The organism is Sunxiuqinia sp. A32 (genome assembly GCF_052690465.1).
Window position 1 is genome coordinate 68,121 of sequence record NZ_JBQYLI010000010.1, and the last position, 25,245, is coordinate 93,365.

The following is a 25,245-nucleotide window of genomic DNA, read 5'->3' on the forward strand; positions in this document are numbered from 1 at the left end:
ACTATTATACAAAACACAAAGATAGGCCAGCTGCAAAATATTGATTGTTGGCATCTTGCAAAAAATTAGAAAATGAAAAAATTAGCAGTTATTTTAATTGTTGTAATGTTGGTCGGCAATGTAGCAATGGCACAAAGAAAGCCAGCTCCACAGCCGGCACCCGAGACAAAAGAATTGTTTGATATCGCAATGGCAGGCTACACGTTTGCAAAATTCGACATTGATAAAACCATTGAAACGATGAAGCGTGCAGACGTACACGACCTGTGTATAAAAGATTTTCATTTACCGCTTAAAAGCTCTCAGGATGAAATAGATTCTTTTCTGAAAAAACTGGAGGATAACGGAATTCGAAGCTATGCCGTTGGTCCTCTTTACATGAAATATGAAGTTGAAGTTGACCGGGCTTTTGAGTACGCAAAAAAGGTAGGTGTAAAGCTTATTGTTGCAGTGCCAGAGTATGATTTGTTGCCCTACGTAGATAAGAAAGTGAAAGAGTATGGTTTCAATATCGCCATCCACTTGCACGGGCCAGACATCAATAAATATCCTGATGCAAAAGATGTGTGGGACCATGTAAAAGATTTGGACCCAAGAATTGGAATGTGCCTGGATATTGGCCATGATACGCGTAACGGAAACGATGTGGTTAAAGACATTAAAAAGTACCATTCGCGTGTTTTTGATGTGCATTTAAAAGATGTGACAGGTAACACCGGCAATGGTTATTCTGTTGAGGTTGGCCGTGGAATTATAGATATTCCGGGCGTGGTTAAAATGCTTCGAAAAGTAAAATACACCGGAATGCTAAGTCTGGAGCATGAGAGGAATATGGACAACCCGTTCATGGGAATTGCAGAGTCAATTGGCTATATTCGTGGTGTAATTGCGGCTACCCAGAAATAGGAAGAGCAGCTACCTTTACAAATTTAAATTGAAACCAATGATACCTATTTTAAAAAAAGTATTGCTTATAAGCGTTGCAGTTTTTTCATTTTCGAGTGTTAAAAGTGAAGGCACCACCAATGAAAATGCAAAACAACCAGTGGATTTTGTGAACCCCTACATGGGAAATATCAGCCACCTTTTGGTTCCAACATTCCCTACCATCCATTTGCCCAATAGTTTGCTACGGGTGTACCCCGAACGGGGTGATTATACCAATATAGAAATACACGCTCTCCCGCTGGTTGTTACTAGTCATCGTGGAAGTTCAGCGTTTAGGTTAAGCCCGTTTCAGGGAAATGAAAAGCAGTTAAGGCCGGTAATTAGTTACAGTTACGATCAGGAAAAACTTACACCTTATTCCTATTCTGTCTATTTGGATGAACAGCAGATTCAGGTTGATTTTGGTTTGTCGCATCAATCGGCAGCCTACGAACTTCAGTTTGAAAAAGATGCTCCGGCTTTTCTTATATTGAGTTCAGGAAATGGAAACTTAACGTGGGATGGCAAAGGCTTAAGCGGCTACCAAACGATAGGAAGCAACACCAAAGCATACGTGTACCTGGTGCCCGATGAAGTGCCACAAAAGGTATCGAAGTTAAACGACCGAAAACTAGAAGAGGCCACAAATGCCGAAGGGAGAAATGCTTGTTTGGTGCTCAGCTATCCGGCCGGAACAAAAAAACTCGGAGTGAAGTACGGAATTTCGTTTATCGATAGTAAGCAAGCTGAAGCTAACATGGAGCGCGAAGTTAGCGGAAAATCAGTAGCCGAGCTTCATAAAATTGGCAGCAATGTTTGGAACGACGCATTGGGAAAAATAAAAATCGAAGGTGGCACTGATGATGAACAAACAGTATTCTACACCTCGTTGTATCGCTGTTTCGAACGTCCGGTTTGTATTTCGGAAGGCGGTCGCTATTACAGCGCTTTCGACGGGAAAGTGCACAACGATAACGGACGTCCGTTTTATACCGACGACTGGATCTGGGATTCCTACCGTGCCCATCATCCGCTGAATGTCTTAATTGATTCGAAGAAAGAAGAAGATATTCTAAATTCGTTTGTACTGATGTCGGAACAAATGGATCATTTCTGGTGGCCAACCTTTCCCGAAATTACAGGCGACAGCCGCCGCATGAATTCAAACCATGGAGTGGCTTCGGTAATCGATGCCTACCGGAAAGGTTTAAAAAATTTCGACCTTGAAAAAGCTTACCTGGCTTGTAAAGGTGCTATCACTGAAAAGACACTTGCTCCATGGTCAGGAAGACCAGCCGGAGAACTGGATGCGTTTTACAAAGAGCACGGATATATTCCGGCTTTGCACGAGGGAGAAAAAGAAACCGTTCCTGAGGTAAATTCAGGAGAAAAACGCCAACCTGTTGCAGTGACTTTGGGAACTTCGTATGATGAATGGTGTCTGTCGCAAATTGCAGAAGAGTTAGGAAAAAAAGACGATGCTGCCTATTTCAAACAAGCTTCCTATAACTACTGCAACCTGTTTAATGAGAAGACAAAGTTCTTTCACCCCAAGGACAAAGGTGGAGAATTCATTGAACCTTTTGATTACAAATTCTCTGGGGGTATGGGAGCTCGAGATTATTACGGAGAAAACAATGGTTGGACTTACCGCTGGGATGTTCAACACAATATTCCGGACTTGATTAATATGATGGGAGGCGACGACAAATTTGTAGAAGCCCTGGATCGAACATTTACTGAATCGCTTGGACGTAGTAAATATGGTTTTTACGCTCAGTTACCCGATCAAACCGGAAATGTGGGGCAGTTTACAATGGCCAACGAGCCTTCATTGCATATCCCCTACTTGTACAATTATGCAGGCCAACCCTGGAAAACGCAAAAAAGCGTACGAAAACTCCTTAAAGAATGGTTTAGAAACGACCTGATGGGGATTCCGGGTGATGAAGATGGTGGCGGAATGTCAGCGTTTGTCGTCTTTTCGGCAATGGGATTTTATCCGGTTACTCCTGGTATTCCTGAATATTCGATTGGAAGTCCGATGTTTAAGCATGTGTCGGTTAGCTTGGAAAATGGGAAAACATTTGAAATTGAAGCAGAGAATGCTTCTGATGAAAACAAATATATTCAGTCGGCTACATTAAACGGTAAAGAATTGAATACACCCTGGATTTCGCATAAAGTTATTGAAAATGGAGGCAAACTGGTTTTTGAAATGGGGTCAAAGGCAAACAGGTTCTGGGGCGTCGAATAAAATACTTTGATTTTTAAAGAGGAAGTTTAATTTGAAGCGAATTGTATTTTGGAAATTAATTGCTGCCGTTTTTTTGCTTGTTTCTTGTTCAGCAGAAACTGCAAAAAAAGAATGGAAGAACCTGATGCCAGAGAAAATGAATGTGGATTCGATGAATTTGAAAAGCATTTCTTTACGCTCTTTTTTGAAATCTTTTATTCCACCATCAATAAGCAGGAGAAGAATGCGGTACAGCTTTTTATAATCAGCTCCAATCCGAATGTCGGATACTAACCGAAAATCGATTTTGCTTATTGATTCAATCCCGTCTAATATCAGATTAAATTTTCTTGGCCTGATTCCGCAAATCCAAGATCAGGTAGATTCACTCCGTTCTTGCTGGTTCTGTTGAAATGAAACCAGGATGTAGGATTATTTTGATGAAGGTGTTTAAACAATAAGTACTATTGCGGCTTTTTAAAACAAAAAAAAGCCGATTTTTTTCAAATCGGCTTTCGAAGTAGCGGGAGCCGGACTTGAACCGACGACCTTTGGGTTATGAGCCCAACGAGCTACCAACTGCTCCATCCCGCAATATATCTTTACAAAATTTGTGTCTTTTTGAACGTTGCATTTAGAATGTCATTTCTCAAATGCGGTTGCAAATATAATGCTTGTTTTTCGATACGCAAAAGAAATCATATCTTTTTTAAAATTTATTCATCCGTTAAAAAGTATTAATTTCAACGCTTCGGGTAGGCTGTTGTCTATTTCTTACTAATTTTGTTCGCTCCAATCAGTATCCATGGGAAAAGAAGAGAAAAAGAAAAAAATCATACAGAAACTTAAAAACCGGTATCGGCTAATCATTTATAATGACTCAACCTTTCAATCTGTTTGGAGTACAAAGCTGAGTCGATTAAAAGTTTTTACCATCACTGGCTTTGGAAGCCTGCTGCTTATTGCCATTACTGTTCTTCTGATTATTTATACTCCAATTCGAGAAATGATTCCTGGTTATCCTACAGGTGAGGTCAGAACTAAAATTATTCACAATGCAATTCTGGTCGACTCACTGGAAGAACAAATTCAAATCAGGGACAATTATCTACAGAAAATTCAAGCATTGATTGAAGGAGAAGTACCTCAGGAACCTGATTTTGTAGTCGACACCAGCTTACGTTCAGGGAGTATCGATTTCCAGGAGTACAACCACGACTCAATTTTTAGACAAAAATTACTGGAGGAGCAAATTGACCTGTCCATCCAAAAAGAAGACCCGCAAAAAAAGAATATTGCCAGCATTCATTTTTTCACACCGATAAAAGGAATGATCTCAGAAAAATTTGACAAAACAACCGATCACCTTGCTGTTGATGTTGTAGGTCTTCCAAATTCCCGAATTTCATCGGTGCTTGACGGGACTGTAATTTTTTCTGGATATACGATCAATACCGGTCAGGTTATATACGTTCAACACAGTAATGATCTGGTGTCAGTTTACAAGCACAATTCTGAATTATTGAAAACTACAGGAGATCAGGTGAAGGCCGGAGAAGCTATTGCATTGATGGGAAATAGCGGAGAGTTAACGACTGGACCACATTTGCACTTTGAACTATGGCACAAAGGCATTGCCCTAGATCCGGAAAAATATATTGATTTTTAAACCCCTTCTATGAAAAAGAGAATTGCAATTCTTGGTTCTACGGGATCTATAGGCACCCAGGCACTGGAAGTCATTGCTCAAAACCCAGATCATTTTGAAGTGGAAATTCTTACTGCCAACAACAGCATTGAATTACTTGCAGAACAAGCAAAGAAATTTCAACCCAATATGGTTGTTGTTGCAAATGAGTGCAGGGCTAAAGATTTAAAAGAGATTTTAAAAAACGAACCTATCAAGATATTTGCAGGCAAAGATGCACTCAACCAGGTTGTGCAACTAGACACTGTCGACATCGTACTAACTGCAATGGTAGGTTATTCCGGATTATTACCAACCCTAAATGCAATTAAGGCTGGTAAACACATCGCCTTGGCAAATAAGGAAACCCTAGTGGTGGCTGGTGAGATTATTACACGGGAGGCTGTAAAAAATAAAGTCAACATTTTCCCAGTAGACTCGGAACATTCTGCCATATTTCAATGTTTGGCAGGAGAGCACATGAATGAAATTGAAAAAATTTACCTTACGGCTTCGGGTGGCCCATTTCGAGGATATAGCCAGAAACAGCTTGAACGGGTCACCAGGGAAGATGCATTGAAGCATCCAAACTGGGATATGGGTGCAAAAATAACCATTGACTCTGCATCAATGATGAATAAAGGATTTGAAGTTATTGAAGCGAAATGGCTGTTTGATTTGAAACCTGAACAAATTGATGTCGTTGTACACCCGCAAAGCATCATTCATTCCATAGTTCAATTTGGTGACGGATCGATGAAAGCCCAAATGGGACTTCCAGACATGAAGCTGCCAATACAGTATGCGCTAAATTTTCCACAACGGTTGAAATCAACTTTCGATCGGTTCAATTTTATGGACTACCCAAAATTGACTTTTGAACAGCCTAATACAAAAATTTTTCGTAACCTTGCACTCGCTTTCGAAGCTTTAAATCAAGGCGGTAATATGCCATGCATCCTGAATGCTGCAAACGAAGTAGTTGTTCAGGCTTTTCTTAAAGAAAAGATTCGTTTTGCAGAAATGCCTTATATCATTGAAGAAAGCATGCAGAAAGTAAGTTTTATTAAAAATCCGGTTTTGGAAGATTATATTCAAACCGACAAAGAGACACGATTGTTAACAAATTCGTTCATCAAACAACGAATTAAATAAAAGACATTAGAGAAGAATGGAACAAGTACTTATAAAAGCCGCTCAGCTACTACTGAGTTTATCAATATTAGTAATCCTTCACGAATTTGGACATTTTGCATTTGCTCGTATTTTTAAAACGCGAGTCGAAAAGTTTTATCTTTTCTTTGATCCATGGTTCCCCCTTTTCAAAACAAAAAAAGGAGAAACAGAATACGGTATTGGTTGGTTGCCACTTGGCGGATATGTAAAAATATCAGGAATGATTGATGAATCGATGGATAAGGAAGCAATGAAGCTACCTCCTCAACCATGGGAATTTCGGTCAAAAAAGCCCTACCAGCGACTCTTAATCATGATTGGCGGCGTAATGATGAATTTCATTTTTGCATTTATTATATACATAGGTGTACTGTATGCATGGGGTGAAGAATATTTACCAACTGCCAATGCAACATATGGAATTGTTGTAAATGAAACCGGAGAAAAAATCGGGCTTCAGAACGGAGATAAAATTATTTCCGTTGACAACATGGAAGTTGAAAATTTCTACAAAGTTATTCCAACGGTTATCCTTGATAATGCAAAAGCGATTCAGGTTGAGCGTGATGGAAAACAAATTGATGTTGAAATATCCGATGAAGATTTAGCGCTATTGATAAAAAGCAAGAGCGTTATGTCGGTTCGGACCCCGTTCAATTTCGAAATAGATCGTTTTAGTAAAAAATCTCCAGCAAAAGCTGCAGGACTCGAAAAAGGTGATCAGCTTCTAACTGTAAATGGAAAAGAATTCGAATATTACGATGAGTTTCAGAATGAGCTGCTTGCTAATTCAGGAAATAATATTGAGATTTTAGTTGAAAGAAATGGAGAACAAAAATCTTTCAACATTGCGGTTAGCGAGGATGGCAAGATAGGTGTTGGCCCAAGTGCCAAACTATTTAACGACTTCGAATTCAAGACCATTGAATACGGCTTCGTCGAATCAATTCCTGCTGGAATAAAAAGAGGATTTACCACAATTCAGGACTATCTGAAACAATTTAAGTTGATATTCTCTCCAAAAACAAAAGCTTACGAATCATTGGGAGGATTTATTGCGATCGGTAATATTTTCCCCGGAGCATGGGATTGGTATTCATTTTGGAACATGACTGCTTTTCTATCTATTATCTTAGCAGTGATGAATTTGTTGCCAATACCTGCACTCGATGGAGGACACGTTACATTCTTATTATATGAAATGGTAAGTGGCCGTAAGCCGGGAGATAAATTTTTGGAATATGCGCAAATTACCGGAATGGTAATTTTATTAGCCTTGGTTCTTTTTGCCAATGCAAATGATATTATTAAACTCTTTAATTAAGAAGCGAATAAAATTTTTCTATTTTTGTAGAAACCATTAAACTTAGAACTATGTACTTATCGATTATTGCCGGAATGTTTGGTCCTCAGGAAATCATTATCATATTAGTCATTGTCCTGTTACTTTTTGGTGGCCGTAAAATCCCTGAGTTGATGAAAGGTTTGGGAAAAGGAATGAAGGAATTCAAGAAGGCGACCAACGAAGATGATGACGATCAAACAGCTGAAAAAAAAGACACTGAAAAAATAAACAAGTAATTTTTTTAAGACTTCATACAAAATCCCGCCATTTAATGTCGGGATTTTTTTATCTTATTGAATGCTCAAAATAAAACTGGTAAGGTTTTTGCAGAACATGCATATAATCACTCGAAAACCCACATTATGAAACGAATACTATACTTAAGTTTTTTAGTTCTTTTGACCTTCACCTTGTTTAATTCATGCGTGAATGATTCAACTAATATGCGCAAAAAGATTACCGGAAAATCCGGTGAGTTAGTAATTGTAATTCCTAAAACAATATGGGAAAGTACACCGGGAAGTAAATTGCGTGAAGTTCTCGCTCAACCTCAATTAGGCCTGCCGCAAGATGAACCAATCTTCGACCTGATTGATGTACCGCCAGCAGCTTTTAAAGATATTTTTAAAACCAGTAGGAACATCATTAATGTTACAATTTCATCTACTGTCGACACCTCAAAAGTTGAGCTAAAAAAAGATATCTGGGCATGGCCTCAGGCAGTTATAAACATTAAGGCTAAGTCACAAGACGACTTTGTTGATTTATTTACAAAAAATTCCGATCGAATCGTAGCTTATCTATTAAAAGCAGAGCGTGACAGGTTGATGATTAATTACAAAAAATATCACGACAAAGCTGCAAAAAATATAGTATCTGATCAATTTAAGATTAAGCTAAACATGCCTCCCGGGTTTAAAGTAACAAAGCAAGAGAAAGATTTTGCCTGGGTGCGTTACGAAACTCCCGACATTAGCCAGGGAATCATTATTAGCTCATTTCCATACACATCAGACAGTACGTTCACGAAAAACTACTTGCTGAGTAAACGTGATTCAATTTTAAAAGAATATGTTGAAGGCCCAACAACAGGTAGCTACATGACAACCGAGCATCAGCTTCCTCCCATTTTCAATGTTTTCAAGTTTAAAAACAACTACGCTACTGAAATCCGTGGATTGTGGAAAGTAGAAAATGACTTTATGGGTGGTCCATATATTAATCTATCAGTTTTAGACGCTGCCAACAACCGTATTGTAATGATTGATGGATATGTTTACGCTCCTCGTTTCGACAAAAGAGATTATTTACGTCAGGTTGAAGCTATGATCCACTCACTGGAACTCCCAGACCAAGCTAAAAATGACAAAATAAACAGCCAAATAAACATGGGAAACTAAGCTCTCCCTTGTTCGTAAATATAAAAGCGGAATAGATTAACCTATTCCGCTTTTATATTTATACATTGTGTCATTATTCCTGCAATGCCATTGTCTGGCCGTATGAGATCTGTGTTTTTACCGCAACCGGGTCAAAGCCACTTTGAACCTCCATACTTGTGCCATCAGGAAAGTACATATTATATGAAGTTATTTTCCCCTCGTCATTCTGAACAACTTCAACCAATTTTTGAAATTTTTTGCCTTTTTTGAGATACCATGAACTATCTTCTTCATTAAATACGAATTCAGTACTTGCATCTTTTCCTGACAAATCCTCAATGGTCATTTTGTATTTCTCACTGGTTAAACGATATTTTTTCCCGTCGATCTCAACTGTTTTTTGATGTTTCTCACCATCTTTCATTCCCATCGGATTATCGTTTGTCCAAAACTCAATTGAATTTAGAACGACTGAATCAACAAATACAGCGACACTATATACCGGAACGATATTACACACCAAGAATACCAATTCATTTACAAATTTATCGCCAACATTCATGTTCCAGTCATAAACGGAATGGGTAAGTTTAAAACTACCAATACAAGCCTGAAACAACAGGACGATGGACAAAAATATTGCACCAAATAGCATTTTAAATTTTTTCATAGTCGTAATTTTTAAATTGTGAAGTAACTTGATTGGAAAATTATATTTGTGAAACAGTCTTTATAAATGAATGGTTCGTTACATAACAATAAAATATTAGTTAGCTGCTGTATACGAACATTAAACTATTTTTTCATTTTATTGATTTTGTGCATTATAAAAATCAACACATGTAAAATTTCTTTTGCTGAAAACTTGGAATCATTAATTCCTATTTTACTTATTTTTGAGCCATGACAAAAGAGCTATCATATTTCCCAGGGGAATGGCATTTGCAAAGTGGCATACAGTTAACCTGGCCTGACTCAGAAACTGACTGGAAAGACATTTTGGAGGAGGTAATCCCTGTGTATGAGAAAATTGCACAAGAGATTATTGTCCGGGAGAAGTTATTAGTTGTCTGCCGAAATCGGAAGTTGCTACCCGCATTCCTTCTTGAAAAGAATGATAGAATATTAATACATGAATCCCCCATCAATGACACCTGGGCTCGCGACCATGGGGCTTTAAGCATCTTCGAAAACGGAAATCCTTCCTTGCTGAACTTCCGATTCAATGGATGGGGAATGAAATTTCCGGCAAACTATGATAATCAAATAAATACGAGACTTCAAAAAACTAAACTATTCCAGAAAGATATCCTTTGGAAAGATTGGTCATATTTTACTTTGGAGGGAGGTTCTATTGAAACGAACGGAAATGGAGTGATACTGACAACAGAAGAATGCTTATTATCTCCAAACCGCAACGAGCATCTAAGTAAAAGTGAAGTGGAATTTATGCTTCAACAAGCATTGCATGCAAAGAAGGTTTTATGGTTGAAGAATGGTTTTTTGGAGGGTGATGATACAGATAGCCATATTGATACATTAGCTAGATTCTGCAATGAAAATACGATAGCTTATATAAAATGTGATGATCCGGAAGATAAGCACTATGAGTCGCTAAAAAACATGGAAACTGAACTCAAACAACTTACAGATCAAAATGATCAGCAGTTTAATTTAGTTCCCCTGCCATTCCCAAAAGCCATAGTTGACGAGAATGGAAACAGACTACCAGCAACCTATGCTAACTTTCTGATTTTGAACAAGGCTGTACTCTTACCCGTTTACATGGATGAAAAAGACTCTGTTGCAATCGAAACACTTGAAAAAATATTTCCCGACCGTGAAATTATACCAATTGATAGTCGTCCGTTAATTAAACAACACGGGTCTATTCACTGTATAAGCATGCAATTCCCTGAAGGTATTCTTTAAATAAATTGACAATGAGCAAAAACGAAATAAAAGTAGGATTGGTTCAGCAACAAAACTCCAGCGATCTTGAAAAAAACCTGGAGACACTGAAAAAAAACATTACTGATTGTGCCGATAAAGGAGCTGAATTAGTAGTATTACAGGAACTACACAACACCCTATATTTTTGTCAAACGGAAGATGTTAATCTTTTTGATCTGGCTGAAAAGATTCCGGGTCCCTCTACAAAATTTTATAGCAAACTGGCGAAAAAACTTGGGATCGTACTAGTAACTTCTCTTTTTGAAAAAAGAGCTAGCGGAATTTACCACAACACTGCGGTTGTTTTTGAAAAAGATGGAAGTATTGCCGGGAAATACAGGAAGATGCATATTCCGGACGATCCCGGATTTTATGAGAAATTTTACTTTACACCAGGAGATCTCGGATTTCAGCCCATCCAAACTTCCATTGGGAAACTGGGTGTGTTGGTTTGCTGGGATCAATGGTATCCGGAGGCAGCTCGGCTTATGGCAATGGCGGGTGCAGAATTGCTAATTTACCCGACTGCCATTGGTTGGGATCCTCGAGATGATCAAGATGAAAAAGACCGTCAGTTAAATGCGTGGGTAACTATTCAGCGCTCACATGCGGTAGCAAACGGTGTACCGGTAATAAGCGTAAACCGAGTTGGACATGAACCTGACCCATCGAACATTTCTGAGGGAATCCAATTTTGGGGAAATAGTTTTGCAACAGGACCACAAGGTGAACTTATAGCTATTGGCAGCAACGAAAACAATGAAAACCTCGTGATTCCCATCAACATGACTCGCTCGGAAGACGTAAGGCGCATATGGCCATTCTTCCGTGATCGTAGAATTGAAGACTATACGAATATTACCAGACGTTTTCTGGAAGATTAAAAGAAATCTTCGAACTGTGTTGGTTTTTGGCCGGAATCTTCCTGCTCATCGCAATCCAAATCCATGATGAAATTGATTGGTTTTTCAAATTCATGATCTGGTTTATACTCCAACGTTTCGTCTGCATATACTTTTTTCATGAAACGCCCCCAGATGGGAAGTGCCATATTTGCTCCCTGCCCGGTAGTAATATCATCAAAATGGATACTTCTCAGATCAGCTCCGGTCCAGGCACCGGCAACCAACTGAGGGGTAATTCCCATAAACCAACCATCTGAATGGTTTTGAGTGGTACCTGTTTTTCCTGCAATAGGTCCTGTAATTCCTCCATAAACCGGATGCCATCTCACCCTTCCTCCGGAGCCACCATCAATAACACCTCTCATCAGGTTAATCATTAAATAAGCAGTTTTATCGTCAATCGCATCGTGACGTTCAGGTCTGAACCTTGCGATAATATTTCCATGCCGGTCTTCAATTCGGGTCACAAATATTGGTTGGGTATAAACACCTTTGTTTGCAAAGGTTCCATAGGCTCCAACCATCTCATAAAGTGTAATGTCTGACGTTCCAAGAAACATAGAAGGAACCGGATCAATCCGACTGTAAACACCCATCCTTTCCATCACATTAACAACCGATTGCGGATTATACTGCTTCATCACCCAAGCTGAAATCTGATTTACGGAATTCGCCAGCCCCCACTTAAGCGTCACCATCTTACCATCCATCTCTCCTGGAGTAGCATTTTTTGCTTCCCAAATCGATCCATCCGGTAAGATAAATTGTTGCTTCACATTAGGAACTTTTGTGCAGGGAGACAGACCATTTTGCATTGCCAGTGTATACAGGAATGGCTTGACTGTCGATCCTACCTGCCGTTTTCCACCTTTCACCATATCGTACATAAAGTGACGATAATTTGGTCCTCCCACATACGCACGAACCTGCCCTGTAGCCAGATCCATCGCCATAAATGATGAATGGAAATAACTTAGATAATGCCTGATAGAATCTAAAGGAGCCATAATTGTATCCCGATCTCCTTGCCAGGTGAAAATATTCATCTCCGTTGGTTGCTGAAAATTCTTTTTGATTTGGTCAAAATCTAAACCTTTCAAACGTAACACCCTATATCGTTCACTTTGACGAATGGAACGGTCCAATAGATCTTCCACATCTTCCTCACTCATATCGTCAGAAAAAGGAGCATTTTCCAAGTTCTCCAAATGCCTCTGAAACGACGGCTGTAAATCAAGTTTTAGATGGTTTTGAACGGCCTCTTCTGCATACTGTTGCATTCGTGAATCAATGGTGGTACAAATTTTTAAACCATCCTCATATAAATCATAATTTGTTCCGTCGGGTTTAAAATTCTTTTTACACCAACCAAACAAAGGATTGGTCTCCCACTCTACCGAGTCCTCCTCAAATTTAATTTGCTGCCAGGATGCATACTTTGTTCTGTCAGGTTTATCAGCCCCCATAGTAACACGCAGATATTCTCTAAAATATGGCGCCAACCCAGATTTGAAATCTTCCTTTTGATAATCTAACCCCAAAGGCAAAGCACTTACAGAATCATAAACTTGCTGATTGATATAACCGTATTTTTTCATCTGAGCCAACACCACATTTCTACGCTGTTTTGTCAACTCAGGCCTCCGCAATGGATTAAACAGTGATGAATTTTTAGCCATTCCAACCAACATAGCCACTTCATGAAGTTTTAATGAATCCGGTTCTGTATTAAAATATATTCTGGATGCAGATTTTATTCCAACCGCGAGATTCAGGAAGTCATATTTATTCAAATACATGGTTAGGATTTCCTCCTTGGTATAACTTTTTTCAAGTTTCACCGCAATTACCCATTCTTTAAATTTTCGAAGAACAAGATCAGTGGCGCTAGAAAATCCCTCTCGGGGAAATAACATTTTTGCTAATTGCTGACTAATTGTACTTCCACCACCAGAACCACTGTCTCCGGTAACTACACCTTTTGCAACACGCAACAAACCCCGCAAATCAATTCCAGAATGCTGATAAAAACGAACATCTTCTGTTGCAATCAATGCATCAATCAACTCCTGACTCAATTCGTCATATTCTACATAACTGCGATTTTCCTTAAAATATCTACCCAGTTCTCTACCGTCACGAGAAATTACACCCGAAGCCAATAAGCTTTTCGGATTTTCCAACTCCGTAAATGAGGGCATCTCTCCCAACTTACCTTTGGCAATTAAGAAGAATATTAAAAAAACCACGGTAAAACCTAACAGGTATATTCCCCAGAAAATTAGGTTGTATTTTTTCTGATTGTTTTTCTTTTGTTCCATTCGGACGTCTTTTTTTATCCTGCGACAAATATAACGAAAGGTTTAGTATTATTATTTCTTCAAAATAAACAATCAATTTTTGCTATATCTTCCAACACAAAATTGACATACTACTATACATTAATAAGCCTATGCACAGATTTATACGACTTTTTGATGCTCCATTTTTTTCGACCAGTAAAATGGATCGCAGGAAGCCCAAACACAATAAAATAATCATTATCAAATAAATATGAAATTGAAAATATTCATTTAAAAATTTGAACTTAGCCTGTCATTTTCTTTTATTTGCAGAAATTTTTAGAAAAACAGGAGGTTTTATGCACGAGAATCTGGTTATTGTTGAGTCCCCGGCCAAAGCGAAGACCATTGAGCGATTTTTAGGGAAAGATTATGTGGTCACTTCAAGCATGGGGCACATCAGAGACCTCGAGAAGAAAGATTTCGGTATTGACATTGAAAATAAGTTTCAGCCCAAATACATTGTCTCCCCGGATAAGAAAAAAATTGTCACTGAATTAAAGAAATTGGCAAAGGATGCAAAGACTGTATGGATCGCATCCGATGAAGACCGTGAGGGAGAAGCGATTGCCTGGCATTTGCAGGAAGTTTTAAAACTGGACCCAAAAAAAACTAAACGCATTGTCTTTCACGAGATTACAAAAGAAGCAATATTAAAGGCTATTCAAACGCCACGACCAATTGACACGAACCTTGTTAATGCACAACAAGCAAGACGCATATTGGACCGTATTGTTGGTTTTGAAGTTTCACCTGTACTTTGGAAGAAAGTAAAACCATCCTTATCTGCTGGCCGGGTGCAATCGGTTGCTGTTCGTTTAATAGTTGAACGCGAACGTGAGATAATCAATTTCGTTAGCACTTCAAGCTTCAGGGTTTCTGCCATATTCTTGGTTCCCGATGAAAAAGGAAACATCACTGAATTAAAAGCAGAGTTAAATAAGCGATTTGAGACCAAGAAAGAAGCTCGGGAATTTCTTGAAAAATGTAAGAATGCCGAATTCAGCATTGCTGATATTGTAAAGAGACCGTCAAAGCGGACTCCTGCAGCACCATTCATCACTTCTACTTTACAACAAGAAGCGAGTCGCAAACTCGGATTCTCCGTATCACAAACCATGTCTGTTGCTCAGCGTTTATACGAAGCTGGTAAGATCACATACATGCGTACCGATTCGGTAAACCTGTCGTCGCTTGCAATTAACACTGCCAAGTCGAAAATAATTTCTCTTCATGGAGAAGAGTATTCAAAAACACGCCAATATAAGACCAAAGCCAAAGGAGCACAGGAAGCTCACGAAGCCATTCGTCCAACCTATTTAGATCAGGAAGAAATTGGTGGAAGTTCTCAGGAAAAGCGTCTTTACGATCTGATTTGGAAAAGAACGATTGCATCTCAAATGAGCGATGCAGAATTGGAAAGAACTACTGTAACTATCAATATTTCGAGCACGAAAGAAAAATTTCAGGCTACCGGTGAAATCATCAAATTTGATGGATTCCTAAAAGTCTACCTGGAATCAAATGATAACGAAGAAGATAATGGTAACGGAAAAACGCTTTTACCTCCTTTAAAAGTGAATCAGCAACTGCAAACCAGTAATATTGAAGCAACTGAGCGTTTTACACAAAAGCCACCACGTTACACGGAGGCAAGCCTTGTAAAAAAACTGGAAGAACAAGGTATTGGACGTCCTTCTACTTATGCTCCAATTATTACAACCGTGCAAAACAGGGGGTATGTGGTTAAAGAGGATCGCCCGGGCATTGAGCGTAATTTTGTTCAGCTAAGTCTAATCAACAATCAGCTTGACGATAAAACGAAGACTGAAATAACTGGAGCTGAAAAGTCAAAACTTTTCCCAACCGATATTGGCATGGTGGTCAATGATTTCCTGATTAAATATTTTGATAAAATCATGGATCTCAACTTCACTGCAAAAGTGGAAGTTGAATTTGACGAAATTGCAATTGGTGAGCGGATCTGGAATGATATGATTGATGAATTTTATCGTCCATTCCATAAAAATGTAGAAAATGCATTAGAGGTTTCTGAACGTACAACCGGAGAACGTCACTTGGGAACAGATCCAAAAACGAACTTGCCAGTTTACGTTAAAATTGCTCGTTATGGCCCAATCGCTCAGCTTGGTGAAACCACCGAAGAAGGAGAGAAACCACAATTTGCAAGCTTGCGAAATGGACAACATTTGGAAACAATCACTTTAGAAGAAGCTTTAGACTTGTTTAAACTTCCGCGCCAAGTAGGTGAATACGAAGGAAAAACCGTGACAGTGGCAATTGGTCGATTTGGCCCCTACGTTCGTCATGATAGTAAATTTGTTTCCCTTGAAAAAGGAGTCGATGATCCTTATACCATTGAATTGGGAAGAGCTATTGAATTAATTGAGGCAAAAAGAGAAAAAGATAGAAATGCTCTAATAAAAACCTTTGATGAAGAGCCCGAACTTCGAATCTTAAATGGACGATGGGGACCGTACATTTCATTCAAAAAGAAAAACTATAAAATTCCAAAAGGAACTGAAGCAGAGAAGATGGAATTGGCTGATTGTATGAAGATAATTGAGGAAGGCCCGAAACCTAAAAAAGGTCGAAAAAAATAATTTTAAAGGCAGACAAAAGATTGTTTGCCTTTTTTATTGAAAAGCTTAATTTCATGGTATATAAATTATAGGCCTCATGGATCTTGAATTTTACTTCAAACCTGTTGATTTACCGAAGATTAAACTTGCCCCCTGGGCTCAAAAAAAATTTTCACTATTATCAGTTGTTGAAAAAAATCACGCTAAACTATCGATTGAAAAAGCAGAAGTCGTCATTATTGGCATTGGAGAAGACAGAAATTCAATCGAAAAAGGTAGTGCAGATGCTCCTGACAAAGTCAGAGAACACCTCTATAGTTTGAATCGGATTGATCCCAGATTCAAGTTACTTGATTTGGGAAATCTTGTATTAGGACAAACAGCTAATGACAGTTATTTTGCGTTGAAAGACGTTTGTGAAGAATTAATTCAAAACGGTAAAGTTGTAATTGTAATCGGCGGCAGCCAGGATTTAACTATTGGATTGGCAAAAGCTTTTGAAGATAAAACATTTAGCCTGGTAAACATCGATCCAAAGTTTGACTACCAAAAAGGTTCAAAAAGCATTACCTCTGAAAATTACCTGAATCTGATTTTTGAAAAGCATCCTAATCTGTTTTCTCAAACTACACTGGGATATCAAAACTACTTTACAGATAGTCTTGAGTTAGATCACGCCGGTGGATTGCTTTCAGAAACCGTGAGATTAGGTCTGTTGCGCTATAACATGATTGATATAGAGCCATACCTGCGGCAAGCAAACTTGCTTAGTTTTGATTTAAATGCCGTTAGGCAAATTGAAGCCCCCGGCCAGTATTTTGCTTCGCCAAATGGTCTTTATGCAGAAGAAGCTTGCCAACTTGCTCGCTACGCCGGACTATCAAACTCAATGAAAATAGCTGGTTTCTTCAATTTAATACCGAACCTTGACCCACAGGAAATAGGTGCGAAATTGATGGCGCAGATCATCTGGCATTTTTTAGAAGGAATGCATTCGCGAATTGATGAAACGCCTCCAGGAAATGAAGATAATTTTAACCATTTTCTGGTTGAGCTTGAGGATATCGATCTGCCAATAACTTTTTATCAAAGTAGAAAGACCGGACGTTGGTGGATGCAAATAACAGATGAACAAGGAAGTTTTGAAGAAATAATTCCCTGCACACAAGAAGATTACGAGCTAACAGCAAGAAATGAGATTCCCGATCGGTGGTGGAGAAATATCAGAAAATTAAACAGGCTGGTAAAATAAAAATCAAATTGGGTTCGTTGAGAAACTTTACAAACGATAGGAACAATAAATATATTCCGGCGAGAAAAAATAAATTGAAGAGCTGGAAAGAGCCTGAAGGAGGCTTGAAAAGCCCATTTATGAAAAAAATATTTTGCTTTTTATTTTTGTTAATATTATCTAACTTAGCGGCAATTGGGCAACAAGACCCACAATTTGGGTTTAGCAAGTTTGCTCATTTAACCGTTAACCCCGGATATGCAGGTAGCAATGATGCCATCTCAGGACTTATCCTGAACAGGTACCAGTGGAGTGGAATTGAGGGAGCTCCAAAGACATTGGTTTTCAGTGTCGAAACAGCTGCAAAATTATTTGGAAGCAATAGTGGAGTTGGATTTAATATTATCAGTGATGAACTGGGATTAGAAAAAAACGTTCTTATTAACTTGAATTATGCATATCATGTAACTACTGGTATTGGAGAGTTGGGAATGGGTCTTTCTTTTGGGATTTTTAATAAATCTTATTCAGCGGGGTGGGAATTTCCTACTACAACACAGGGAGGCACCGGATTATATGATAATAATGACCCGCTGCTGGCCGAAGCAGATGTCAGCCAAGTTGCATTTGATGCAGGTTTTGGCTTATATTTAAGGTCTAAAGAATATTTTGCTGGTTTTTCGGTTACGCACCTTAATCAGTCGTTAATTGAGTTCTCGGATTTGGCAACTACATATCTAAGACGCCATTACTATTTATATGGTGGATACAATATTATATTGCCAGACCCGTTATTTCAGTTGCAACCGTCCATAATAGTTAAATCAGACATGGCTAGTACCCAATATGATTTTAACCTGGACGTCGTTTATGATGATCGATTTTGGGGTGGTTTAACATATCGCCCTCAGGATGCAATCTCTGTTCTACTTGGGGTTGAATTAATAAACGGCCTCAAAGTAGGTTTTGGATATGATGTAACAACTTCCGCCTTGGGAAGATACAGTTTCGGATCGCAGGAAATATTCCTGCAGTATTCGATGAATCTTGGCAAGAGCGGACAAAAAAAATATAAAAGTATACGGTTTTTATAACCTAAACACTTGTAAGAAACATACAGCGCAGCTATGAGAAAAATATTGTTTTTAGGAATAATTATTGCAACAGTCTTTTCATTTTCAAGTTGTAGTAAATCCGGAAATGGTGAGCTTACAGGAGTACCTGGACGCGGAAAATGGTTTGAGCCTGCCCCATATGGAATGACCTTTGTCCATCGGGGAAGCTTCAATGTTGGTCCCAATGATCAGGATGCTACCTGGTCTTCAACCCCAAAGAAAACTGTTTCTGTTGATGCATTTTGGATGGATGATACTGAAATTACCAATAACGAATACCGTCAATTCGTCATGTGGGTTAGAGATTCAATTGCCCGTACTTTAATTGGCGAGCAGTATCCTGAATTCATGATAAGCGAAGACAGAGATGGAAATCCGGTTGACCCTCCAAGGATTAATTGGGATGAAAAGCTTGAATGGGACAACCCTGATTACGTTGATGCACTGGAAGAATTGTATATTCCTGAAAACGAACGTTTCTTTAACAAAAAAGAAATTGATGCACGAAAACTATTTTATAGTTATTACTGGATCGATTTCCAACAAGCTGCAAAAAGAAGAAACATGTACAACTACGAAACTCAAAGTTATGACGGAGTTGTTTATGATGAAAATGGAGTGGAGAGTCAAATTGAAAATCGTTCTTCTTTCATTTTTGGTGATCATGTAAATATTTATCCAGATACGCTCTGTTGGATTAGAGATTTCACATATTCGTATAATGAACCTTGGGCAACCCGTTATTTCTGGCATCCTGGATTTGATGACTACCCTGCTGTTGGTATAACATGGAAACAGGCAAAATCATTTTGTCACTGGCGCACCAAACTTCACAATGAATATTTGAATGACAGAAAAGAAGCGACCCTGCAGGATTATCGTCTTCCAACTGAAGTTGAATGGGAATATGCGTCACTTGGAGAAACACAACTATCAATGTACCCTTGGGGTGGCTACTATACTCGAAATGATGAAGGAGAATTTCTTGCAAACTTTAAGCCTTTAAGAGGGAATTACGTCGAAGATGGAGGTATGGCAACTATGGAAGTTGGCTCATACGAACCCAATGGTTTTGGATTGTATGACATGGCGGGTAACGTTGCAGAATGGACCATATCTGCCTTTGACGAATCAACCTACATGTACATGAACGATTTTAATCCAAACTTTGAATATAACGCAAAACCAGATGATCCTCCAGCGATGAAACGGAAAGTAATCCGTGGAGGAAGCTGGAAAGATATTGCATCATTCGTGCAAGTTTCTACCAGAAGTTTTGAATATCAAGATACCGCAAAAGCATATATCGGATTTAGATGTGTTCGCGCATCATTTGGAAATGAATTTTAAAAAACCTAAATCATAAGCAAATGAATATTGGTGAAATCATACAAAGTAAGCGATGGAAAGTCTTCACTGGCTACGTTTACAACCTCGGGGCCTCAATTGTCTTGTTAGGTGCCTTGTTTAAATTGCAACACTGGGCATATTCCGGTCCAATTCTTATTATTGGTTTGTGTACGGAGGCGTTCATTTTCTTTATTTCAGCCTTTGAACCACCTTTGGAACTTCCAGAATGGTCGAAAGTATATCCTCAATTAAAGGAAGATTATGCTTTGATGGAAGAGGAAGAAGAATTGCCAACCAGTAAGTTTGATGAGCTTTTGAAAAAAGCTGAGATTTCGCCAGACTTGCTTACTAAAGTTTCGAAAGGGCTTACGGATTTGAGCAATACTGCATCAAGCATTAGCGATATATCAACAGCCACGTTGGCAACCGACATGTACGTCAAAAACCTAAATTCAGCTGCAGAATCAATGAATTCATTCGCTGAAGTTAATAACCAGGCGAATGATAACATTAATAAATCAGTTGGTGTCCTGGTTGATTCTTACGAAACAACAGCAAATCAATTAGCTAGTAAAAGTAGTGAAATGCTTAACAAGCTTTCTGAGTCTGGAACAGAATTCACTGCCAGATTGAGTGATACTAGCAGCAAGCTTGTTGATTCCTATAAGCGCATTGCGACATCTGTCGACCAAAGCTTTGAAGTAATTGATACCCATTCAAAAGGTTATGGAGATAATCTGACCAAACTGAATAAGAATCTACAAGATTTAAACTCATCTTACGAAAATCAGTTAAAAGAAACAACCAATCAGCTGCAATCATCTCAGAAATTTTTTGCAGAAATGGGACAAATGAATCAGATTATTTCTTCTTCCGTTGAGGAAATGAAAAAATATAAAGAAAACGCTGAAGAACTAAATAAGCATCTTGAGGCATTAAATTCCATTTATGGAAATATGTTGGGTGCCATGAATTATAAGAAAAAGTAAAAACCACACTGAACTAGGATTATGGGAGTAAAAAATTGCCCGGAAACTCCGAGGCAAAAAATGATAAACATGATGTATTTAGTGCTATTAGCAATGATGGCATTAAATGTAGCTTCCGAGGTTCTGGATGCTTTCAGGGTGGTTGATTCCAGCTTGATCCAAACCTTTAAAAGTGTAGAAAAGAAGAATAATCAGATTTATGCTGATTTTGCTCAAGCTTATGAAGAGAATAAGCAAAAAGTACAAGAGTGGAAAGACAAGTCTGATCAAGTACAAGAAATGACGGATAGTATTATTAATAAAATTACCCGTATAAAAGAAGAATTAGTAATGGCATCTGGAGGAACGAACCTGAGTGAGGAGGAGGATGCCAAGCTTACGAATGACAGATCTTATGTCGTTAATTTAGATGGAGATACAATTATTATTAAGAAAGATGATGAATTGAATGTTCCTTCTGAAATAATGATCAGGTTGAAAAAAGGCGAAGATCTTAAAAACAGCATCGATGCGTATAAAGAATCCTTATTAGCTATTATGGATGAAGAAGTGCCAGCTCGGGAAACTGTTGCTCAAGCACTAGATACTTCTGATCCAAGAACAAAGCTTAAAGAAGGAGCAGATAAGAAAACCTGGGAGATCCAGAATTTTGAAAATAAACCGCTAATTGCAGTTATCACTCTACTTTCTAAATTACAAATTGACATTCAAAATGCTGAGACAAACGTACTCACCTATTTGTATAGTCAGATTGATGCAGGATCATTCAAATTCAATAAGCTTGGAGCAAGAGTGATCGCAAAATCATCATACGTACTGGAAGGTGACTACTATGAAGCTGAGGTATTTTTGGCTGCAGAAGATACAACACAACAACCAGAGATAATTGTGAATGGACAAGCATTAGAAATTGTTGATGGTAAAGGAATCTATCGAGTTCCTGCAAGTGAATCTGGATCATTCAGTTGGGGTGGAATCATTAAGTATAAAACACCAGAAGGTGGTTTTAACACGTATGATTTTGAAGAAGAATATCAGGTTAGTAAGCCTAGTGTCACTATTTCTCCCACCAAAATGAATGTATTTTACATGGGTGTTGCTAACCCGGTAAGTGTATCCGTTCCCGGTGTTCCTTCAGAAAACCTTCAAGTAACCATGTCTAACGGGCGTATAGCCGCTGACGGACAAGGCTACACAGTTTATCCTCAAAAAGTTGATCTTAACGGACGTAATACCCGTGTTTATGTGAAAGCCAAATTTAATGGAGATGTTAAAGACATGGGGTCCATGTCATTCAGGGTGAAGGAAGTACCTGACCCAATTGCTACAATTGGCGGAAAAAATGGTGGTGTTATGCAGAAAGAAGATCTGCTAGCTGAAGATGGTATTTTTGCGGCGTTGGTTGACTTTGACTTTGATCTAAAATTCGTAGTAACTCAGTTTGATATTACTTTTACTGGAGCTGGTGGATATGTAAAAACCTGGAGTTCCAATTCAAACAGATTTACTGCAGATCAAAAAACTCAATTTAGAGCCTTAACACAGGGGAGTATTATATATATTGATAATATTGTAGCTCATGGAGATGATAATTCTGATCGTCCTTTATCTCCCATAAGTTTTAAAATCCGATAAAAAGATGAAAAAGGTATTCGTATTTATAGGTATTGTAATTTGTGCGTTAGCAGCTCCCAAGATGGAGGCTAAAGCTCAAATTATTGATGGTGCATTCAGGAGAACCGACATAAGTAATCGTAAACCTATGCCATTACCTTATATTCGGGAAGCTGATGTTATGTGGTCGAGAAAAATTTGGAGGGTAATTGACCTTCGGGAAAAGATAAATCAGACTCTGTACTTCCCAACAGTACCGATGGAAGATAGATATAATCTGGTCTCTTTACTACTAAAAGGAGTAGAAGATGGTCTGATTACTGCTTATGATGCAAGAACCGATGATGAGTTTAAAGTTCCAATGACTTTCCCACAGGTAAAAGAAGCTTTTGGCGCAACTACCCGTACTCGAAAAGTAAGGAATTTCGATACTGGTGAATTTGAAGATAAGGTAATTGTTGGTGAAATTCGTCCCGAGGAGGTCAAACAATTTATGGTAAAAGAAGAATGGGTTTTTGACAAACAAACTTCAACCATGAATGTCCGCATCATCGGTATATGTCCAATCCGGGAATATTACCGTGAAGAAGATGTTAATTTAGAAAATGCTCAACGTCAACTTGTCTTCTGGGTTTATTATCCGGAAGTACGTGATTTATTAGCTACGAACTCAGTTTTCAATCCTAACAATACTGCACAAAATATGTCTTTTGATGATTTATTCATCAAGCGTAAGTTCAACAGCTACGTGGTGAAAGAATCAAATGTATATAACAACCGTGCAATCAGTCAGTATTTAAGTGGAAGAGATGCGATGCTCGAATCTAAACGCATTGAGCAGAAAATTTTTAACTGGGAACAGGACCTTTGGGAGTATTAATGAAGATATAATCGATATAAAGCCTTATGAGGTTTCTCGTAAGGCTTTTTCAGTTTAAATCGCAATATCAACTATATAGTAACGTTAGATTAGAAGAGCTCCCAGAACTGGTATGATTAAAAGTACGTTCATATTTATTTCCCTGATACTCATCCTTTCTTCTTGTAGAAATGATGTGATGAGGCAATACATTGAAGGTGCTGAAAAAGAACCTTTTTATGAGCCTACTCCTTACGGGATGTCCTACATAGAAAGAGGCAGTTATGAGATGGGTCCGGAAGATGATGAACTTCAACAAGAATTCAATGCTGTCAAAAGAATTTCCGTTGAATCATTCTGGATGGATGATACCGAGATTACCAACAATGAATATCGTCAATTTGTATATTGGGTAAGAGATTCAATTGCACGCCAGATTCTATCTGAAACCTTTCCCGAATACATGGTTACTGAAGATGGAAAAGGTAATTACTATGATATCCCCAAGTTAAATTGGATGGATCCCATTGAATGGGACAAGAAAGATTTCCAAGACGCTTTGGAGGATCTGTACGTTCCGGAGGCTGAGCGATTTTATCACCAACGGGTAGTTGACTCCCGAAAATTGTTCTACAGTTACCATTGGGTTGACTACAAACAGGCAGCCAAACGAGCAAATAGCTACAACTTCGAAACTCAAAAATATGAAGGTTCAGTAGTTACAAAAGATGGAGAAGAGATTCCAATTGCTAATCGTTCGTCTTTCATCATGCAGGAAAATACACCTGTATATCCCGACACGTTATGCTGGGTAAGAGATTTCACTTATTCTTACAACGAACCCTTAACATCTAAATACTTTTGGCACCCTGGCTTTGACGACTACCCTGTCGTAGGGATTACCTGGGAACAGGCCCGATCATTTTGCCATTGGCGAACCAAGGAAATGAATGAATATCAATCCTTACTACAATTACCGGAACTGCACGATTATCGTTTGCCAACCGAGGCTGAATGGGAATATGCTGCAAGGGGAAAACATGAAAGAACTTTGTATCCATGGGGAAGCTATTATACAACAAGCGATTACGGGTGCTTTGTCGCCAATTTTAAACCTCGTAGAGGAAACTATGTAGCAGATAATAACAGAGGCTGTACAACCATAAAAGTTGGTTCATTTGATCCGAATGACGTATTGCTATACGACATGGCTGGTAATGTCTCCGAATGGACAAGTACTGCTTTCTATGAATCTGCTTATAACAGCGTTAGTGATTTCAATCCAACAGTTGAATATGAAGCAAAACCAGATGATCCACCTGTATTGAAACGTAAGGTTATTCGTGGAGGTTCGTGGAAAGATATTGCTTACTTCCTAAGGAATGGAACCAGAAGTTATGAATATCAGGATTCAGCAAAGTCTTATATTGGATTCCGTTGTGTTCGCACTTCTTTTAAAGACGAATTTCATCAATAAAAAAGCCCTTTCAAAACGAAAGAGCTTATATAATTTCACTTTATTTAATCGCCT

20 protein-coding genes and 1 tRNA gene are annotated in these 25,245 nt (G+C 38.5%); 18 read left to right on the forward strand and 3 right to left on the reverse strand.

Annotation, left to right across the window (positions count from 1 at the left end; genetic code table 11):
* The first annotated feature begins 72 nt into the window (after positions 1-72).
* The 3 genes from ACUNWD_RS11750 to ACUNWD_RS11760 all read left to right on the forward strand — a co-directional run bounded on the left by ACUNWD_RS11750 (position 73) and on the right by ACUNWD_RS11760 (position 3,457).
* Complete coding sequence (locus ACUNWD_RS11750) at positions 73-906, forward strand: sugar phosphate isomerase/epimerase family protein (protein ID WP_445588003.1); 834 nt, start codon at positions 73-75, stop codon at positions 904-906.
* 37 nt (positions 907-943) lie between these two features.
* Positions 944-3,184 (forward strand): GH92 family glycosyl hydrolase, encoded by a 2,241-nt coding sequence (locus ACUNWD_RS11755; protein ID WP_445588004.1) that lies wholly within the window; start codon positions 944-946, stop codon positions 3,182-3,184.
* 111 nt (positions 3,185-3,295) lie between these two features.
* Positions 3,296-3,457 (forward strand): hypothetical protein, encoded by a 162-nt coding sequence (locus ACUNWD_RS11760; protein WP_445588005.1) that lies wholly within the window; start codon positions 3,296-3,298, stop codon positions 3,455-3,457.
* 227 nt (positions 3,458-3,684) lie between these two features.
* Here the strand turns inward: ACUNWD_RS11760 and ACUNWD_RS11765 are convergent.
* Positions 3,685-3,757, reverse strand: a tRNA-Met gene (locus ACUNWD_RS11765).
* A gap of 211 nt (positions 3,758-3,968) precedes the next feature.
* Between ACUNWD_RS11765 and ACUNWD_RS11770 the strand changes: the two genes are divergently transcribed.
* The 5 genes from ACUNWD_RS11770 to ACUNWD_RS11790 all read left to right on the forward strand — a co-directional run bounded on the left by ACUNWD_RS11770 (position 3,969) and on the right by ACUNWD_RS11790 (position 8,771).
* Positions 3,969-4,832 carry a M23 family metallopeptidase gene (locus ACUNWD_RS11770; RefSeq protein WP_445588006.1) on the forward strand — a complete coding sequence of 288 codons (864 nt, stop codon included), beginning with the start codon at positions 3,969-3,971 and terminating at the stop codon, positions 4,830-4,832.
* 9 nt (positions 4,833-4,841) lie between these two features.
* The gene (locus ACUNWD_RS11775) at positions 4,842-6,005 is read left to right on the forward strand and encodes a 1-deoxy-D-xylulose-5-phosphate reductoisomerase (RefSeq protein ID WP_445588007.1); all 1,164 of its coding nucleotides are present in this window, start codon (positions 4,842-4,844) and stop codon (positions 6,003-6,005) included.
* Positions 6,006-6,021: 16 nt separating this feature from the next.
* Positions 6,022-7,350 carry an RIP metalloprotease RseP gene (gene rseP, locus ACUNWD_RS11780; protein ID WP_445588008.1) on the forward strand — a complete coding sequence of 443 codons (1,329 nt, stop codon included), beginning with the start codon at positions 6,022-6,024 and terminating at the stop codon, positions 7,348-7,350.
* 50 nt (positions 7,351-7,400) lie between these two features.
* Positions 7,401-7,607, forward strand: coding sequence for a twin-arginine translocase TatA/TatE family subunit (gene tatA, locus ACUNWD_RS11785; protein WP_445588009.1), 207 nt, complete (start codon positions 7,401-7,403; stop codon positions 7,605-7,607).
* Positions 7,608-7,733: 126 nt separating this feature from the next.
* Positions 7,734-8,771, forward strand: a complete 1,038-nt coding sequence (locus ACUNWD_RS11790) for a DUF4837 family protein (protein ID WP_445588010.1) — start codon at positions 7,734-7,736, stop codon at positions 8,769-8,771.
* A gap of 73 nt (positions 8,772-8,844) precedes the next feature.
* On the opposite strand, the gene ACUNWD_RS11795 is transcribed toward ACUNWD_RS11790, so the two are convergent.
* Positions 8,845-9,423 carry a DUF3332 domain-containing protein gene (locus ACUNWD_RS11795; RefSeq protein ID WP_445588011.1) on the reverse strand — a complete coding sequence of 193 codons (579 nt, stop codon included), beginning with the start codon at positions 9,421-9,423 and terminating at the stop codon, positions 8,845-8,847.
* 233 nt (positions 9,424-9,656) lie between these two features.
* Here ACUNWD_RS11795 and ACUNWD_RS11800 point away from each other — a divergent pair, with 233 nt between their 5' ends.
* Positions 9,657-10,685: an agmatine deiminase family protein gene (locus tag ACUNWD_RS11800; protein WP_445588012.1), complete on the forward strand. Its 1,029-nt coding sequence runs from the start codon at positions 9,657-9,659 to the stop codon at positions 10,683-10,685.
* An 11-nt stretch (positions 10,686-10,696) separates the two neighbouring features.
* Positions 10,697-11,590, forward strand: coding sequence for a carbon-nitrogen hydrolase (locus tag ACUNWD_RS11805; protein WP_445588013.1), 894 nt, complete (start codon positions 10,697-10,699; stop codon positions 11,588-11,590).
* On the opposite strand, the gene ACUNWD_RS11810 is transcribed toward ACUNWD_RS11805, so the two are convergent.
* The gene (locus tag ACUNWD_RS11810; protein ID WP_445588014.1) at positions 11,587-13,932 is read right to left on the reverse strand and encodes a transglycosylase domain-containing protein; all 2,346 of its coding nucleotides are present in this window, start codon (positions 13,930-13,932) and stop codon (positions 11,587-11,589) included. The two genes, ACUNWD_RS11805 and ACUNWD_RS11810, sit on opposite strands and share 4 nt — an antisense overlap.
* A 320-nt stretch (positions 13,933-14,252) precedes the next feature.
* Between ACUNWD_RS11810 and topA the strand changes: the two genes are divergently transcribed.
* From topA to porK (ACUNWD_RS11850), 8 genes are all read left to right on the forward strand, one after another.
* Positions 14,253-16,577 carry a type I DNA topoisomerase gene (gene topA, locus ACUNWD_RS11815; RefSeq protein ID WP_445588015.1) on the forward strand — a complete coding sequence of 775 codons (2,325 nt, stop codon included), beginning with the start codon at positions 14,253-14,255 and terminating at the stop codon, positions 16,575-16,577.
* Positions 16,578-16,653: 76 nt separating this feature from the next.
* Complete coding sequence (locus tag ACUNWD_RS11820; RefSeq protein WP_445588016.1) at positions 16,654-17,808, forward strand: formimidoylglutamase; 1,155 nt, start codon at positions 16,654-16,656, stop codon at positions 17,806-17,808.
* A gap of 119 nt (positions 17,809-17,927) precedes the next feature.
* Complete coding sequence (locus tag ACUNWD_RS11825) at positions 17,928-18,881, forward strand: PorP/SprF family type IX secretion system membrane protein (RefSeq protein WP_445588017.1); 954 nt, start codon at positions 17,928-17,930, stop codon at positions 18,879-18,881.
* A gap of 33 nt (positions 18,882-18,914) precedes the next feature.
* Positions 18,915-20,252: a type IX secretion system lipoprotein PorK/GldK gene (gene porK / locus ACUNWD_RS11830; RefSeq protein WP_445588018.1), complete on the forward strand. Its 1,338-nt coding sequence runs from the start codon at positions 18,915-18,917 to the stop codon at positions 20,250-20,252.
* 20 nt (positions 20,253-20,272) lie between these two features.
* A complete protein-coding gene (gene porL / locus ACUNWD_RS11835) occupies positions 20,273-21,241 on the forward strand; it encodes a type IX secretion system motor protein PorL/GldL (RefSeq protein ID WP_445588019.1) in 969 nt (322 codons plus the stop codon).
* Between the two features lie 21 nt (positions 21,242-21,262).
* Positions 21,263-22,876: a type IX secretion system motor protein PorM/GldM gene (porM, locus tag ACUNWD_RS11840; RefSeq protein ID WP_445588020.1), complete on the forward strand. Its 1,614-nt coding sequence runs from the start codon at positions 21,263-21,265 to the stop codon at positions 22,874-22,876.
* Between the two features lie 4 nt (positions 22,877-22,880).
* Entirely contained in the window at positions 22,881-23,735 is an 855-nt protein-coding gene (gene porN, locus ACUNWD_RS11845; RefSeq protein ID WP_445588021.1) for a type IX secretion system ring protein PorN/GldN, read from the forward strand.
* A 112-nt stretch (positions 23,736-23,847) separates the two neighbouring features.
* Positions 23,848-25,191 carry a type IX secretion system lipoprotein PorK/GldK gene (gene porK / locus ACUNWD_RS11850; RefSeq protein WP_445588022.1) on the forward strand — a complete coding sequence of 448 codons (1,344 nt, stop codon included), beginning with the start codon at positions 23,848-23,850 and terminating at the stop codon, positions 25,189-25,191.
* The last annotated feature ends 54 nt before the right edge of the window (positions 25,192-25,245 follow it).

What these genes read in the sequence shown, in the direction of transcription:
- ACUNWD_RS11750 (WP_445588003.1), top strand. Translation starts at nt 73, where the DNA reads ATGAAAAAATTAGCAGTTATTTTAATTGTTGTAATGTTGGTCGGCAAT.
- ACUNWD_RS11755 (WP_445588004.1), top strand. Translation starts at nt 944, where the DNA reads ATGATACCTATTTTAAAAAAAGTATTGCTTATAAGCGTTGCAGTTTTT.
- ACUNWD_RS11760 (WP_445588005.1), top strand. Translation starts at nt 3,296, where the DNA reads ATGGAAGAACCTGATGCCAGAGAAAATGAATGTGGATTCGATGAATTT.
- ACUNWD_RS11770 (WP_445588006.1), top strand. Translation starts at nt 3,969, where the DNA reads ATGGGAAAAGAAGAGAAAAAGAAAAAAATCATACAGAAACTTAAAAAC.
- ACUNWD_RS11775 (WP_445588007.1), top strand. Translation starts at nt 4,842, where the DNA reads ATGAAAAAGAGAATTGCAATTCTTGGTTCTACGGGATCTATAGGCACC.
- rseP (WP_445588008.1), top strand. Translation starts at nt 6,022, where the DNA reads ATGGAACAAGTACTTATAAAAGCCGCTCAGCTACTACTGAGTTTATCA.
- tatA (WP_445588009.1), top strand. Translation starts at nt 7,401, where the DNA reads ATGTACTTATCGATTATTGCCGGAATGTTTGGTCCTCAGGAAATCATT.
- ACUNWD_RS11790 (WP_445588010.1), top strand. Translation starts at nt 7,734, where the DNA reads ATGAAACGAATACTATACTTAAGTTTTTTAGTTCTTTTGACCTTCACC.
- ACUNWD_RS11795 (WP_445588011.1), bottom strand. Translation starts at nt 9,423, where the DNA reads ATGAAAAAATTTAAAATGCTATTTGGTGCAATATTTTTGTCCATCGTC.
- ACUNWD_RS11800 (WP_445588012.1), top strand. Translation starts at nt 9,657, where the DNA reads ATGACAAAAGAGCTATCATATTTCCCAGGGGAATGGCATTTGCAAAGT.
- ACUNWD_RS11805 (WP_445588013.1), top strand. Translation starts at nt 10,697, where the DNA reads ATGAGCAAAAACGAAATAAAAGTAGGATTGGTTCAGCAACAAAACTCC.
- ACUNWD_RS11810 (WP_445588014.1), bottom strand. Translation starts at nt 13,932, where the DNA reads ATGGAACAAAAGAAAAACAATCAGAAAAAATACAACCTAATTTTCTGG.
- topA (WP_445588015.1), top strand. Translation starts at nt 14,253, where the DNA reads ATGCACGAGAATCTGGTTATTGTTGAGTCCCCGGCCAAAGCGAAGACC.
- ACUNWD_RS11820 (WP_445588016.1), top strand. Translation starts at nt 16,654, where the DNA reads ATGGATCTTGAATTTTACTTCAAACCTGTTGATTTACCGAAGATTAAA.
- ACUNWD_RS11825 (WP_445588017.1), top strand. Translation starts at nt 17,928, where the DNA reads ATGAAAAAAATATTTTGCTTTTTATTTTTGTTAATATTATCTAACTTA.
- porK (WP_445588018.1), top strand. Translation starts at nt 18,915, where the DNA reads ATGAGAAAAATATTGTTTTTAGGAATAATTATTGCAACAGTCTTTTCA.
- porL (WP_445588019.1), top strand. Translation starts at nt 20,273, where the DNA reads ATGAATATTGGTGAAATCATACAAAGTAAGCGATGGAAAGTCTTCACT.
- porM (WP_445588020.1), top strand. Translation starts at nt 21,263, where the DNA reads ATGGGAGTAAAAAATTGCCCGGAAACTCCGAGGCAAAAAATGATAAAC.
- porN (WP_445588021.1), top strand. Translation starts at nt 22,881, where the DNA reads ATGAAAAAGGTATTCGTATTTATAGGTATTGTAATTTGTGCGTTAGCA.
- porK (WP_445588022.1), top strand. Translation starts at nt 23,848, where the DNA reads ATGATTAAAAGTACGTTCATATTTATTTCCCTGATACTCATCCTTTCT.